Genomic DNA, 15,558 nt, shown 5'->3' on the forward strand with positions numbered 1-15,558 from the left:
GGAGAAAAGCATGAGAAAGATCACTACGACACGTTTTGGAGAAATCGAGGAGGACGAAAGCAAGATTATTCATTTTTCTGCCGGACTTCCCGCTTTCGAAGACGAGCACGATTTTATCATCATTCCATACGACGAAGAAAGTCCCTACGTCTTTCTGCAGTCGGCAGCGACGCCGGATCTCGCTTTTTTGATGGTGATTCCCTTCATTTTCTTCCCCGACTATGAATTTCGCCTGGAAGATGACGTCTTGGAGAGTCTTGCTCTTGAAAATCAAGAGGATCTTCTGCTCTACACGCTGCTGACGATCCCGGGCAATGACATTCATGAGATGACCGCCAACCTTCTCGCGCCGATCGTCATCAACAGCCGCACGAACGAAGGACGGCAAGTCGTCCTCGATAAGAGCGCCTATCGGACGAAGCACAAGCTTTTCCCGAAGAAATCGGGAGCGGAAGGCAAAGAAAAAAGCGAGCGGGAGGCGAAGTGAATGTTGGTATTGACGCGCAAACCGCGCCAGCAGATTATGATTGGCGACGACATTGTCGTTCATGTCGTGGAGGTGCAAGGAGATAATGTCCGCATCGCCATTGAAGCGCCGCGCGAGGTGAAGATCTATCGCGGCGAGATATACCGCGCCATACAGGACGAAAACAAGCGGGCGGCGGCGCCCGTGGCGATCGACCTCAGAGGGGCGCTGCCGCAGACGGACGGATAGTCAGCTGCGGCGTAAGCATAGAAGCCGTTCCTTGCAGGAGCAGGAAGCTTCTGCATTGTCCGGCGCAGGAAGCGCCCGGCAAACAAGGGATTGCATATATTTTTATCTATGGAGGGAGAAAACATGATAAGCAAGATTCAGGACGCACTCGGCGCCGCTGCTGTTATGCAGATGACCGATCTTGCCGTGGGAAGCGGCTCGGCGCAGGCGCCTGCCGCGCCTGCAGACAGTGCAGGGCGACAGGCGGCGAGCGCGGCGGGCAGTCTGCAGGCAGGCAACGCCGCCTTTGCGGATTCACCAGCCGCCGTAGTGGACGCACGCTTGGACACGCAGCTCCAAGCGCGAGAGATCAGCGAAGCGGCGAAGGCAAAGACGGAAGCGACGGAAGAAGAGCAGAAGAAAAAGCTCGGCAAGGACAAGCCGCTCGACGAGTCACAGATGACGTACCTCATGAAGGAGATCAACCGCATCATGAGCCGTATGAACTGCAACCTCGCTTTTGAGTACCACAAGGAAGTTGACGTCATGAGCGTGCGTATGCTTGAGAAGAAAACGGGCAAACTCATCAAAGAGATGCCGCCCGAGTACATGATCAAAGGCATGGAAAAGACGCGCGAATGGATCGGCACGTTCCTGGATCAGCCGGCGTAAGGAGGAAGCAGCATGGGTGTAAACGGAATTTACGGTCTTTCCGGCTCGGGTCTTGACGTAGAATCACTCGTCAAGATGGGTATGAAGGGAAAGCAGAATCAATACGACAAGATGTATAAGCGCGAAATGACGAACGAATATACGAAAACCGCGCTCAACGAACTTTACAACAAGGTCAACACATACAATCTTTCTGAGCTGACGAACTACAAGAAGCAGTCTGATATGGCGGCGAAGAGCGCGTCAAGCTCGGATGATAAGACGGTCAAGGTCAACGCAAACGGCGCGGCATCCGTCATGAGCCATACGGTCACGGTCGAGCGATTGGCGTCCAACGCCTATCTCGTATCGAATGCGCCGATCACGCGCTCGTCGGACAACACAGCAAAAGCGCAGTCGACGGAACTTGCCGATATCGCCTTCAAGAAAATCGAAGCGGCAGGCACGAATCCCGACGGCACGAAGAAGTATCACGTCTACTATGCCGACGGTACGGATGCCATCGTCAATGAGAGCGACACGGCGATCAACATGGACTTGACAGACAAAGATCCGGCTTCTGCGGACGACATCTATCACGTCAAGTATACGTTCAAGGAACTTGTGGAGAACAAGAAAACGCTCAACGACCTTGCGAGCAGTATACAGAACGCCAAACGTCCGCCGAAGGGACCGAAAGACGTCGCTCACAAGGCGAACTTCAACGCGAGCTACGATGCAGCGACGGGCTCCTTCAGCATCTACAACAAGAGCGGCGGAGCCAAGAACGTCGTCAGCATCAAGTCGCTCGACAAAGGTTCGACGCAGCTTATGAACAACCTGCACCTCGCAAAATTCGACCAGTCGACGAACAGCCTGACGAACCTGCCCGCCTTCACGCAGGGCACAGAGCAGAAGTTCGGCGGTACGGCGGGCAAGGTCAAGGTCGACGGCAGAGAGTATGTCGTCGATGAAAACCGCCTCGTTGCAGGCGGCGTCACCTACAACTTCCTCAACAAGACACAGCCGGGGCAGACCGTCACCGTATCCGTCTCGCAGAATGTAGACGCCGTCGTCGATAGGGTAAAGAAATTCGTCGAAAGCTACAACAAGCTTATAGATGAACTGCAAAAGCAGTACAACACCCAGCACGACAAGGATTACGACCCGCTGACGAAGGAACAGGAAAAGGGCATGTCGGAAGAGCAGATCAAGCGCTGGAACGAAAAGGCGAAGGGCGGTCTTCTCTACCACAACACATATCTCGGCAGGCTCATCAGCAAGATGAGAGAGGCGGTCGCGACGCCTGTAGCGTCCGCTGAATCGAAGTACAATTCAGCATCGACGCTCGGTATCACGACGAAGGTCGGCAACAACTACGGACACTTGTCGCTCGACGAAGACAAGCTCAAGAAGGCGCTGGCGGAAGATCCGGATTCCGTCTACCGCGTGTTCGGCAGTTTGGATGAAAAAGACGATTTCAAGAACTCCGGCATCTCGATGCGCTTGTCGAAGGTCGCCTTGGACAGCATGAAAGAGATCAGCAAGGAAGCAGGCACGAAGTCCGACTGGGACGATTCGTCGACGCTCGGAAATCTGATCCGTTCGCAGAAGCAGAAGATGAAGAACTTCAAGCATCTCTTGGACGACTTCCAAAATCAGCTTTACAAGAAATACGATGCGATGGAGGCGTCTCTGCAGCGCATGAACGGCATGTACAACTCGCTTTTCGGCGCGAAATGATAAAGGAAAGCAGGGGGAAAACAAATGGTAAATGCAGCAGCGGAAGCATATAAAAGGCAGCAGATCATGACGGCGACGCCCGAGGCCCTGACGCTCATGCTCTATAACGGAGCGCTGCGCTTCATGTCGGAAGGCAAAGAAGCTCTGGAGAAGAAGGACTACGAGTCGGCGAACAATTCGATCATCAAGGCGGAGAAAATCATCACGGAATTTCGCGTGACGCTCGATTTTGACTATGAGATCTCGCACCAGCTCCTGCCGCTGTACAACTACGTTTACGACTGCCTTGTGCAGGGCAATTTGGACAGCGATGCGGGAAAGATCGACGAAGCGGCGGGTATCATCCGCGAGCTTCGCGATGCTTGGGCGCAGGCGATGAAGAAGGCGCGCGCCGAAAAAACGGGTGAGACAGCCGAAGGCGCAGTACCGCCCGTGCCTGAAATATCGACTACGCCGCCCAAAGAGGGCGCGTGATGGAGCCGCGCACACCCGAGGAGCTTTGGCGTCTGTATCTGGAACTTTCACGCGAGATGCTGAAGTTCCTCAAGGAGGACGACGTCGATCGCTTCCTCGACCTCGACGCGCAGAGGGCGGAGATCTTCAGACAGATGGAAGAGTGCAGCATAGAGGCATTCAAGGTGACGCAGGAAGGACGCACGCTCCTCGAACAGATCAAGCCCCTGGAGATGCAGCTCATCTACAATACGAAAGTCTGGCTGAATAAGTCGCGCACGCAGCACGAAGCTGTGCGCGATTACGAGGTCCGAGGCTTCGACCCCAGCGGACACCTCGTGAATCGCGAGATGTAGCTTTTGCAGGGATGCTGCATCCAAGACGGCGCGCTTGCAGAGGTAAACGAGAGAAAAATTTTCGTCGTCGGGAAAAAAGTTTCAAAAAACGCTTAAGAAAAATCAGCGTCCCACCGATAAACTTATTGAGCAAAGGCAAGAAAGACTTGCCGCTCACCAGACGTCAGCAACCAGGCGGGTCTCCGATAAACCCGTTGCATGAAGCTAGCTAGCGGCGGCATGCAGCAAAAGCGGAAAACGCCTGCTTTGCTTATTTGCGCCACAGGGCGCGGGGACGGCGCAGCCGTCTCAAGCACCGGACAAGGATGCCCGGCAGAAGAAGAAATGGGAACAACCAGGGAGGAAAAGACAAATGGCATTGGTAGTTAAGAACAACATGATGGCGGTCAACACGCTGAACACGTTGAACAAGAATCAGAGCGCACTCTCGACGAGCCTCAAGCAGGTTTCGTCCGGCATGAAGATCAACGGCGCTGTCGATGACGCTTCGGGCTATGCGATTTCCGAGCGTATGCGCGTCCAGATCCGTTCGCTCGATCAGGACAACCAGAACACGCAGAACGGCAACAGCATGATGAAGGTTGCTGAAGGCGCTGTTTCGAGCACGGTTGACATCCTCAAGACCCTCAAGGAGAAGGTCATCAACGCTGCGAACGACACGAACACCGACGATGACCGCGCGACGATCCAGAAGGAGCTCAACCAGAGCATCGACCAGATCAACGACAACGCGAACATCACGTTCAACGGCAAGTACCTCGTCGACGGCACGCATAACCAGAAGGTCTCGGCTACGACGACGACGTTCACGAACCAGTCGATGAGCACGGCGACGAAAGCTGACTCGGTCATGACGAGCCTGCTCGACCGCACGGGCCGCAACCTCAACATCCATTCGCAGGATACGATCACGGTTTCCTACGTCAACCAGGGCAAGACGGAGACGACGACCTTCAAGGTCTCGACGCAGAATCTCAAGGAGGTCATCGCTCGCCTCACGGGCACGGGCGTTATCGGCGGCATGTCAACGGATGTCGGTGCTAACTCCATCATCGGTACGAACGCCGCTGGTGACACGGTCTACACGGCTTCCGGCGAGAGCGCGATCTCGCTCTACGCTGCAGGCACGGGCGTCGGCAAGTCGATCGGCGGCATCACGTTCAGCATCACGGATACGCAGGGCAACATCAACAAGTCCGCGAACGCCGTTCTTGATGCGTTCAACGAGACGATTCGTGCGCAGGATAACTCGCAGGACAACTCGATGAACTTCCAGATTGGCACGCGTGCGAACCAGGCGATCCGCGTCGGCATGACCGATATGCGTGCGCAGGCTCTCGGTCTCCAGGGTTCGGACGGCGCTACGCTGAACATCAGCACGCGCGACAAGGCGAACGCTGCTATCAACGTTCTTGACAACGCGATCAGCAAGGCACTCGACCAGCAGACGACGATCGGCGCTGTTCAGAGCCGCTTGAACTACACGAGCCAGAACTTGACGACGGCAAGCGAGAACGTCCAGGCTTCCGAGTCCACCATCCGCGACGTCGACATGGCAAGGGCGATGACGAACTACACGAAGAACAACGTTCTCATGCAGGCTGCTCAGGCTATGCTCGCTCAGGCGAACCAGTCCAGCTCCGGCGTTCTCAGCCTGCTCCAGTAATTTCGTCAGAATTACAACAAGAGCTATCAAGAACCTCCCCCTCGGGGGAGGTTCTTTTTTGTGCGTTGATTTTTTATTGTGCGCAAAAGAGTTTTCATAGTATAATAAAGAAAAATCAAGCAGGAGAAATAAGGAGAAAGTTGTGGAGCGAGACGAGAGGGAAAAGTGGCGGCAGAAGTTTCTGGTGATCTTGGAAGGATTTCGCCTTCTTGATGATGATTTCATGACGGCGGCATTTCAAGACAACTTGGAATGTGTCGATCTGGTTCTGCAGATCATTTTAGGCAATCCGAATATTAGAGCAACGAAAGTGATCACGCAAGATACATTGAAAAATCTGCAAGGACGTAGTGTGCGACTGGACATCCATGCATGGGCGAATCAGCAGGAATTCAATATTGAAATTCAGCGCGGAGGCAAAGGCGCTGCAGAACGGCGAGCAAGATATAACAGCAGCCTTATGGACGCCAATACTTTGCTTTCGGGAGAAGATTACGACAGACTGCCGGAATCGTATGTGATCTTCATCACAGAGACAGATGTCTTGGGTATGAGCCAGTCGATGTATGTCATTGAAAGAATGATAAGAGGCAGCAAAACAACTTTTCAAGATGGATCTCATATCATTTATGTCAACAGTTCTATGATGGATCTGACTACACCGCTCGGCAGACTGATGCACGATTTTCATTGTACGCGAGCCGAGGATATGTATTATGACGTGTTGGCGGAACGAGTACGGTATCTTAAGGAAACAGAAGGAGGAACGAGGCTCATGAGTGAAGTAATGGAAAATTTTGCGAAAGATATTGCGAAAGAAGCAATGGCACAAGGAATGGCACAAGGAATGGCACAAGGAATGGCACAAGGAATGGCACAAGGAAAAACGGATATTGTCCTGGAAATGCTGCGGGGCAAGATGCCGATTGAAACAATCGCGCATCTGTCGAAGTTCTCGCTGGAAAGAGTGAGAGAGCTTGGTAAGATGCACAGTTTGCTTTGATCCCGCTTTTTCTTAGGGATATAACGACAAAACATTCATAAATATATGCTGCGATTTTGCTTTTTGTGGGCAGAATCGCAGTTTTCATTTTGCGTGTGTCGTATGGAGCGGGGCAGGTCACGTTAAGTTTCTCGCGTTTTATCACGATACACGATTCGATAGTTGTATATGTCCGTGAAATGGCTGTATAGGCTCGGTGATTTATCTGAAGGGGCGTTTGTATGATATGAAAATCTCAGCTTGCTATATCACAAAGAATGAGAGTGCGAATCTTGCTGCATCCATTGAGAGCATAGCGGCGAGCGTCGATGAAATCATCGTCTATGATACAGGATCTGAGGACGATACATGCCGCATCGCGGAGGCTCTGCCTAAGGTGAAGCTCTTTCGAGGCGCGTGGTGCGATGACTTCGCGGCGGCGCGTAACGAGGCGGTCGCTCGTGCCATAGGGGATTGGATCGTATTTCTTGATGCCGATGAGCGCTTTTCCACAGAAACGCGCGGGAATCTCCGCGCTGTACTGGAAGCTGCGGCAGATTACGACGCGCTTGCCGTGAAGATCGTGAATCTCGATGTCGATGGTGTGGAAGAAAAACGCCTGAATCACACGTATGTCGTGCGTGCTTTTCGTCGTTCGCCCGAGATTCGCTATGCGGGGCGCATCCATGAGCATATCGAGCGCGCGGGTGGTGGACTGCGCCTTGCGTTTATCCCGGAGGCATCTCTTGTGCTGCTTCATACAGGCTATACGGCGAGCCGAGCGAAGGGAAAAGCGGAGCGCAATCTGCGGCTTCTTTTGCGGGAATTGGAGCAGACGGAAAACGAGGAGGATCTCTATCGTTATCTCGCCGAAGCGTATGAAGGTGTCGGCGATACGGAGCGTGCGCTTCACTATGCGCGGCTTGATATCGAGGGGGGGCCGCGTCCTGTACTCTTCGCAAGCCGCTGCTATCGTATGCTTCTATACACTTTGCCTGCGGGGGAGGAGCGCACGCATGTGTTGGAGAAAGCGCGGCGCGACTTTCCGCTTTTGCCGGAGTTTCATGCCGAATATGCCGAGCATCTGGCGCGTGAGCTGAATTTTTCTGAGGCGATCGCGGCGATGGAAGAAGCTTTTCGCGCCTATGCCAGGCACGAGGAGGACGGCGAGGCGATGGAATTTGACGAGGCGATGCTTGTCGTAGCAAAGGAGCGTGCGGCTCTTTGGCAAAAGATCGTGGCGAAGGAAAAGACGCTGACGATTTCAGCGTGTACCATCGCGCGGAATGAGTCGCATGATATGCCGCGCTGGCTGGAGAATACGGCGGTTTACAGCGACGAGCGCATCGTCGTCGATACGGGGTCGGAGGATGAGACAAAGGCGCTTGCCGAAGCCGCAGGCGCATACGTCTGCGATTATGTATGGCGCGACGATTTTGCGGCGGCGAAGAACGAAGCGCTTTCTCATGCGACGGGCGAGTGGGTCGCGTTTCTCGACGCCGATGAGTATTTTGCGAAGCCGCAGATCGTGCGTCCGTACCTTGCGGCACTCTCTGTTGAGCAGCCGATGATCGAGGCGGTGATGCTGACGATTGCGAATCTTGACGAGGACGATCATTTCAAGGAGATCCAGCGATTTCCGACCGTGCGGCTTTTTCGTCGTCGTGCGGATATCGCCTTTTCCGGGCGTATTCATGAGATGGTCATAAAGAGGGAAGGGCAGCTTGAGATCAAGCTGGAAAAGAAACATCTGCTTGTCTATCATCTCGGCTACTCTTCGGGCCGCGTCATGAAGAAGATCGAGAGGAACTTCGCGCTCTTGCAGGCGGACATCGAAAAGAATGGCGAGCAGCCCGGGCATTATCGCTATCTGGCAGATTGCTACATCGCTTTTCGCGATTGGAAGAAAGCGCTTTATTATGCCGTTTTGGCGCTCGATTCTCCAGCGACGGCTGTCGGCAGCGACAGCGATATGTATAAGACGGCGCTGTATGCGATGCGGGAATGCAAGATGGCAGCGGAAGATATGCTTGCTTTGGCGCAGAAGGCGATGGAAGATTTTCCCGACTTGCCGGATTTCTATGCAGAGCAGGGCATGATCCTCTCTTCGATGGGGAAGCTCAGAGCGGCTGCCGCATCGTTTGAACACGCTTTTTCTCTTGCAGGGCGTGAAACGGGCGCTGTATGGCAGGCATCGTGCTTTGCTGCGTTCGCCCCTGTCGCATGGCGTCGCCTGGGAGAGATTTATCTTGCACTCGACGAGAGAGAAAAGGCGAAGGCGGCGCTTGCCGCCTCTTTGCGTCTGCATCCGTTCAGCGAGGAGACGCTCGCTTCATGGCAGAGACTTTTTGGCGTGCCATGCGGCGAAACTTTGCGCGAGTTTTTCCCGCATACGGCGGAGGCTCTGTGCTATCTTGCACGCTGGGCGATGTCTGCCGGAGAGGCGAAACTTGCCGCTGATGCGGCGGCGGAGCTGACGGCGCTCTTCGGCGAGCGCCTGCCTGAAGCGGATTGCCTTGTTGCCTGGCAGGCAGGGGACTGGCAGCGCATGGCGGGTGAGGCGATGAAGAACGTCGTGGGGACGATGCAGGAGCTGCTCTGTGTCCTCTTGCAGTCTGTGGCGCAGGGACATCCTCTGCGTGCGTATGCGGCGCAGATGCAGCCGCTTCTGCCGTCGATGCAGGAGATTTTGCATTGCTATGAGACGGGAGAGCCGTTTGCTGCGGAGCTTTGGGATTCCTGTGCGGCGTTTTTGCCGATGCTCGTAAAGAGGCTGCCGCAGGATGCGCTGCTTCTTTATGTACGACTGCTTTCCGATATGACGCCGGAGAAGAAGCGTGAGGCGGCAGCCGTCCTTCTGACGGAGGAGAAGTGGCAGGCGGCGTGCGTGCTTTTTGCGGATATCCCGGCGGACGCAGCCGCAGCCGACGCTGCGTTCTGGCATGATGCGGGTGTTGCGCTTTACCGCGCGGGCGATGCTCCGGCGGCGCGTGCAGCCTTTTCCCGTGCGCGGGAGATGGGCTCTCAGGCGAAGGATATTGCCGCTTATGAAGCGTGGATGAAGGAGGTCATGGCATGAAGCTTTCCGCTTGCGTGATCACAAAGAACGAAGAAGAGAATATCGGCACATGGCTCACTTCGATGAAAAAGCTCGCTGACGAGATGATCGTCGTCGATACCGGCTCGACCGACCGCACCGTTGAACTGGCGAAGGCGGCGGGCGCACGCGTCTTTCACCATGCGTGGCAAAACGACTTTTCTGCTGCGAAGAACTGCGCCTTGGATAAGGCGCGGGGCGATTGGATCCTTTTCCTCGACGCCGACGAGTATTTCAGTCCGCAGACCATTGGCAAAGTGCGCCCGATGCTGGCGGAGGTGGAACATAGCCCGAAGCCCCTCGTCGGTGTGATCTGCCGTCTCATCAACATCGACAAGGATCAGGGCAATCGTTTCACAGGCGCCATCTTCCAGCTGCGCATCTTCAAGAACAGCCCCGATCTTCGCTATGAAGGGAAGATTCATGAGCGGATTGTCGATAGGCGCAAGGCGCAGCACGAGATGTTTGCGACATCCGAGCTGGTGATTTTTCATACGGGTTATTCGCAGCATCTTATCCGCAAAAAGCTCGAACGCAACCTTGCGTTTCTGCGGCAAAGGGAAGCGGCCGAGGGGGAATCTGCCGACGATGCGCTGCATTACATGGACTGTTACTATGGCTTGGGGGACTTTGCCAAGGCGGCTGAATGCGCAAGAAGGGCGATGGCGAGCGGGATCGTCTACCTAGGTCGCGAGGGCGCTGAATATTGGGGGCTTGTGCGTGCGCTGCTCGCGCAAAAGCGGCCGAAGGAAGAGATTTTGCCCGTATTGCAAGAGGCGATGGAAAAGTATCCGGATCTCGCGGAGTTCCCTATGGAATATGGGCTGTTGGCTTGGGAAGAGTGCGACTATTTGCTGGCGGAAAGGATGTTCCGCCGCGGCATGAAGCTCAAGGAGAAGGCGCCTGTCTCGCTTCGTGCGGATAATTCGCTGCAGATGCTTCCTTTTGTCTGCGCTGCGCTCGGAAAGATTGAGATGATGCAGGGGCGTCCTGCCGAGGCATTTGATCTTTTCCTGCGTGCGGTCAAAGAGTATCCTTACGATACGAATCTCTTTCTTGCGCTTTATGATGCGCTCGCGGGACAGGAGCCGACAGATGTCATTGCTCTTTTTGATACGCTCTATGATAAGGAGAAGGACGCGCCGTTCATCGTGGCGGCTCTTCGCGCACGCACGTTGACGCCTGTCCTGCTTTATTACGCGCGGTTTTTGCCGACCGGACAGCGCGATGAGGCGCTTCTCTATGCGGCGGCAGGGCGCATGGACGCAGCGGCGATGGAACTTTCGGCGCGGCTCAAGAGCTTTTCCGCCTTGCTTGCCGAGGCGAAGGGAGCCGAGGGCAGTCTGCCCGAGACGGACAGCGCTTCCATCCTTCTCAGCGACATGTATAAGAATCGTTGGCGCATGAAGGCGCTGCCGCGCGTCAGTATTCTGATTCCGACGTATAACCGTCCGCAGTTTTTTGAGTTGGCTCTTCAGAGCGCCTTGCGGCAGAAGTATGAAAATCTTGAGATCATCGTCTGCGACAACAGTACGGATGAGGCGACGGAAGCTTTGATCGAGAAATATTTGGGCGATTCGCGCCTGCAATATCATCGAAACAGAGACGCAAAGACGAAGGAGGAGAACTTCGCGCCGTTTGAACATCTGGCGAGCGGTGAATATTTGCAGTGGTTGATGGACGATGACATTTTGCTCGACGGCAAGATCGAGCGGATGATGCAGGCGTTTCGCGAGAATCCTGCGGCGAAGCTCGTGACGTCGAGACGCGCCTTGATCGACGCCGAGGGACGTATGCAGCCGAATCCGTATGCGGCGTGCGTGCCTGAAAGCGAGGCGGATTATTCCGTATTTGCCGGCGAGATCGTTGGCAAGGAGACGCTGCTCGGCTGGCGCAATTTCCTCGGCGAGCCGTCGGCTGTGCTTTTTCGAAGAGATGACCTCAAGCACCATTACTGGAATGCGGAGAGCCGAGGCTACAAGACGATTTCTGACGTGGCGATGTGGTTGGAGCTGCTCGAAGAGGGCGACTGCATTTTCTTCCAGAAACCCTTGAGCTGCTATCGCCGTCACGAAGGACAGGAAGGTCAGCAGGCGGGGGTCATCCTTTTGAGCCGTTTGGAATGGTTGAGAATCATTGATGAGTATTATCGCCGCCGCGTATACCTCAAGACGGAGGAAGAGTATCGAAAGCCGCTCGAACTTCTGTACGGTGAGTATCTGACGGAGCGCGACCGCTTCGACCGTGCGGCGGCGGGCGATTACTGGCAGGCGTACGAAGAGGCGATGCGCGGCGTGCGGCGCATGTTGGAGAAGATGAAGAAAAAGGAGCGGACGCATGGCAAGCGAAAAGGAAAAGGATAGGCTGCGCGAGAGAATCGGCGCACGCCTCGCTGTGCGCGATTTTGACGGCGCAATGGACGCCGTGCGCGAGCTGGCGAAAGATGCTGCGGCAGAGACGGAAGCGCTCGGCGCTGCCGCGAGCATCCACATCGAGGCTGGCGACTATGCAGGGGCGGAGCCGCTGGTCGCGTCGCTCCTGCAGAAGGAGCCGCAGTCGGTCTACGGTGCGTTCCTCTCGGCGCGGATTCTTTTCGCTCGGGGGCAGTTTCTCTCTGCGCGTGATGCGCTTCTCGCGCTGCTGCAGCGCGAGGGCGCACTTGCGCCTGCCTATGCCGAGAAGGTCTGCAATCTGCTCGGGCAGACGGCGCGGGTCTTGGGGCTGGCGGAGGAAGCGGCGGCTGCGTACGAAAAAGCGGCTGCCGCCGCAGAAGATCCCGCCAGCCGTGCGACGGCATGGAGCAACGTCCTCTTCGGACTTCATTTCCTGCGTGTACCGCCCGAAGAAGCGTACCGCGCGCACTGTGCCTATGGAGAACTATTCCGCGACGTGCAGCCGTTCATCCATCGCCGCCTGCAAAAGCGGCGCAAGATTCGCATCGGCTACATTTCCCCCGATTTGCGCCGCCACGTCGTCCTGCGTTTTGCTGAGGCACTTTTCACGAAGTACGATGCGAAGCGCTTCGAGGTTTACTGCTATCAGAACGGTCCTGAGGACGAGGAAAGCCGCCGCATCATGCATCTCGTGGACGTCTGGCGCAATATCTCGCCGCTCTCGGCCTTGGATGCGGCGCGGCGCATCTATGCGGACGGCATTGACGTTCTCGTAGATCTTGCGGGACATACGCGCGGCACGGCGCTTCCCGTGCTGGCGTACCGCCCCGCTCCCGTGCAGATGTCGGGCATCGGCTATTTCGCGACGACGGGGCTTTCTGCCGTCGATTATATGATCGGCGATGTGTGGCTCGATGGAGCGCCGGCAGGCATGAGGAACGCGCCGTTTTTCACGGAGAAACTGCTTGCCCTTTTGCATACGCACCTTTGCTATACGCCAGCGGCAGATGCACCGCTGCCGGGTGCTTTGCCGTGCCTTGCGCGCGGTTTCGTGACGTTTGGCAGCTTCAACGCTTTTGCCAAGGCGTCCGACGAGGCGCTTCGGGCATGGGCGCAGATTCTCGAAGCCGTGCCTGCGTCGCGGCTGCTCTTAAAGTCCGCCGCTTTTTCGAGCGAAGAGGGGTGCGCCGCTGCGCTTGCACGGCTGCAAGCGGCGGGCGTCGATGCTGCGCGCGTCGAGCTGCGTCCCGACACACGCGAATATCTGCATGAGTACCATGACGTCGATATAGCGCTCGACTCCTTCCCATACCCCGGCGGCGGCACGACGTTCGATGCGCTTTATATGGGCGTGCCTGTCGTCACGCTGCGCGGCGATTCGCACGGTTCGCGCTTCGGCTACAGCATTCTCGCCAATCTGGGGCTTCAGGACCTGGCGGCGCGGGATGCGGCGGAGTATGTGGAGAAAGCGGCGGCGCTTGCGCAGGATACGGAGCTGCTCGCCGCGCTGCATAAGAATCTTCGGTCGATGATGGAAGCATCTCCTTTGATGGACGCCGCTTCTTATACGGCTGCGCTCGAAGCCGGCTACGAAGCTGCGCTTGCTGCGTCTGACGCGGCGGATCCTGCGCTTTCGCCGGAGGCGTGCGTGCGGCTTTCCACCGCGCTCAAACGGTTTTTTGCTGCGGGGGATTTGCGGCAGGCGCTTGCTGCCTCCGATGCGCTCCTCGCCGCAGGCAAGGCGACGCGCGAGGTATGGCGGCTTGCGGCGGGGCTTTACATTGATGCTGAGGAAGGAGAAAACGCCGAGCGGGCGGCGCAGCTCTATCTTGCCGAGCGGGAAGATGGTTTCGGGCTGCTTTTGCATGCACGCGCCGTATTTTTGCTTGGACGCTGGTGCGAGGCGCTCGATGATGCGCAGCGTGCGCTCTCGCTCGGTTCTCTGGCAAACAGCGAGCGCACGCTCGCTTACAATCTCATCGCACGCATTCGACGCAGCATCGGCGAGGTAGAGGAGGCTCTGCGTGCGGAGAAAGCGTCGTTCGACATTGCAGAGACGCAGGCAGACAGGGCGTCTGCTTGGAGCAACTACTTATTTGCCCTGCACTACGTCGAGCGCGAGCCGCGCTTCATGCTCGATGCGGCGCACCGCTATGGCAGGCTGTTTGCCGATGTGCCGCCGATCAGGCATACGCGCAGTCGGCGCGAAAAGATTCGCGTCGGCTACATTTCTCCCGATTTTTGCTTTCATATCGTCGCGCTTTTCAGCTTTGCCTTTTTCACGCACTTCGATCGGGAACGATTTGAGGTCTATGGCTACTCGCTGTCGGGGGAGAATGCGATGGCGGCAGAGCTTTCCTCTCATGCGTCGGCTTGGCGCTATGTGGGCGGCCGGACGGCGGCGGAGATCGCGGAAAAGATTCGCGCCGATGCGATCGACATTCTCTTTGATCTTTCGGGACACAGTGCGAACAATGCGCTTCCCGTGCTCGCGCTGCGTCCTGCGCCCGTGCAGATCTCGGGCGTCGGCTACTTCGATACGACGGGGCTTTCGACGGTCGATTATTTCCTGACGGACGTGCATACCGACCCGCATGGAAAAAACGACGACTGCTTCACGGAGAAGCTTCTTCGCCTGCCCGAAAGTCATCTCTGCTACCGTGCGAGCCGTGCGGGCGAGCGATCTAAGATCGCGCCGCTGCCGGCGAAAGAGAAGGGCTTCATCACCTTCGGCAGCTTCAACAATTTCGCAAAGGTCACGGAGCGGATGCTGCGCCTTTGGGCGAAGATTCTTTCTGCCGTGCCGCGCTCGCGACTCTTTCTCAAGACGGCGGTGTTCGATGCGGCGGACGGCAGGGAGGCGGCGCTTCGCCGCTTGACGGCGGCGGGCATTGACCTCTCGCGCGTCAAGACGGAAGGCCATACTGCCGAATATCTCGCCGCCTACGGCGATGTGGACGTCGCGCTCGACACCTACCCGTATCCCGGCGGCGGCACGACCTGCGACGCGCTCTATATGGGCGTGCCCGTCGTCACGCGCACGGGTGCGAGACACGGCGCACGCTTTGGTGCGAGCATTTTGACGAATATCGGTCTTGCCGACATCTGCTGTGCGCATACGGATGAGGAATATGTCGAGAAGGCGTGTGCGCTTGCCGCCGATACGGCAAGGCTCGCCGTCCTGCGCCGCACGCTGTGCACGCGCATGGAAGCCTCGCCCTTGATGGATGCGGCGCGTTATATGGTGCAGATAGAAGCGGCATACGAAAAGATCTGGGCGCATTGGCTGGGCGAGGACAGCCGGAAGATGCGCAGAAAGCTCGTGCCAAAGCTGCAAAAGGAAGCGGACGAAGCCTTTGCCGCCCGCGATTGGCGGCGCTTTCTTGCCGCAGCTGATCGGCTGGCGGCGCTTGACGCCGCTTCTAAACGTCTTTTTATGAGCATGGGATTTGCGGCGCTCCAACGGCAGGAAAGTGCGCGTGCGCGTCTTTATCTCGAAAAGGCGCAGGAAAAGGCGCAGGAA

General features: G+C 56.6%; 11 protein-coding genes. All 11 read left to right on the plus strand.

What is annotated here, in order from left to right; translation table 11 throughout:
* Window positions 1-10: 10 nt before the first annotated feature.
* Window positions 11-487: a flagellar assembly protein FliW gene (gene fliW, locus ACTTKG_RS01125; protein WP_442672420.1), complete on the plus strand. Its 477-nt coding sequence runs from the start codon at window positions 11-13 to the stop codon at window positions 485-487.
* The gene (csrA, locus tag ACTTKG_RS01130; protein ID WP_442672421.1) at window positions 488-715 is read left to right on the plus strand and encodes a carbon storage regulator CsrA; all 228 of its coding nucleotides are present in this window, start codon (window positions 488-490) and stop codon (window positions 713-715) included. It abuts the gene before it with no gap.
* A 123-nt stretch (window positions 716-838) separates the two neighbouring features.
* A complete protein-coding gene (locus ACTTKG_RS01135) occupies window positions 839-1,366 on the plus strand; it encodes a flagellar protein FlaG (protein ID WP_442672422.1) in 528 nt (175 codons plus the stop codon).
* 12 nt (window positions 1,367-1,378) lie between these two features.
* Window positions 1,379-3,088, plus strand: coding sequence for a flagellar filament capping protein FliD (gene fliD, locus ACTTKG_RS01140; RefSeq protein WP_442672423.1), 1,710 nt, complete (start codon window positions 1,379-1,381; stop codon window positions 3,086-3,088).
* Window positions 3,089-3,112: 24 nt separating this feature from the next.
* A complete protein-coding gene (gene fliS / locus ACTTKG_RS01145) occupies window positions 3,113-3,562 on the plus strand; it encodes a flagellar export chaperone FliS (protein ID WP_442672424.1) in 450 nt (149 codons plus the stop codon).
* On the plus strand, window positions 3,562-3,897 hold the full coding sequence (locus tag ACTTKG_RS01150; protein WP_442672425.1) for a hypothetical protein: 336 nt from the start codon (window positions 3,562-3,564) through the stop codon (window positions 3,895-3,897). Before fliS ends, ACTTKG_RS01150 begins: the two co-directional genes overlap by 1 nt.
* Window positions 3,898-4,249: 352 nt before the next feature.
* A complete protein-coding gene (locus tag ACTTKG_RS01155; protein WP_442672426.1) occupies window positions 4,250-5,563 on the plus strand; it encodes a flagellin N-terminal helical domain-containing protein in 1,314 nt (437 codons plus the stop codon).
* 142 nt (window positions 5,564-5,705) lie between these two features.
* Complete coding sequence (locus ACTTKG_RS01160) at window positions 5,706-6,566, plus strand: Rpn family recombination-promoting nuclease/putative transposase (protein ID WP_442672427.1); 861 nt, start codon at window positions 5,706-5,708, stop codon at window positions 6,564-6,566.
* A gap of 226 nt (window positions 6,567-6,792) precedes the next feature.
* Window positions 6,793-9,624 (plus strand): glycosyltransferase, encoded by a 2,832-nt coding sequence (locus ACTTKG_RS01165; protein WP_442672428.1) that lies wholly within the window; start codon window positions 6,793-6,795, stop codon window positions 9,622-9,624.
* Window positions 9,621-12,005: a glycosyltransferase gene (locus ACTTKG_RS01170; protein WP_442672429.1), complete on the plus strand. Its 2,385-nt coding sequence runs from the start codon at window positions 9,621-9,623 to the stop codon at window positions 12,003-12,005. The genes ACTTKG_RS01165 and ACTTKG_RS01170 overlap by 4 nt, the downstream gene beginning before the upstream one ends.
* Window positions 11,980-15,558: O-linked N-acetylglucosamine transferase, SPINDLY family protein (locus ACTTKG_RS01175; RefSeq protein WP_442672430.1), on the plus strand; the 3,579-nt coding region annotated here is incomplete at its 3' end. The genes ACTTKG_RS01170 and ACTTKG_RS01175, both read left to right, overlap by 26 nt.

It is taken from the genome of Selenomonas sp. (genome assembly GCF_052169755.1).
Lineage (GTDB): Bacteria > Bacillota > Negativicutes > Selenomonadales > Selenomonadaceae > Selenomonas.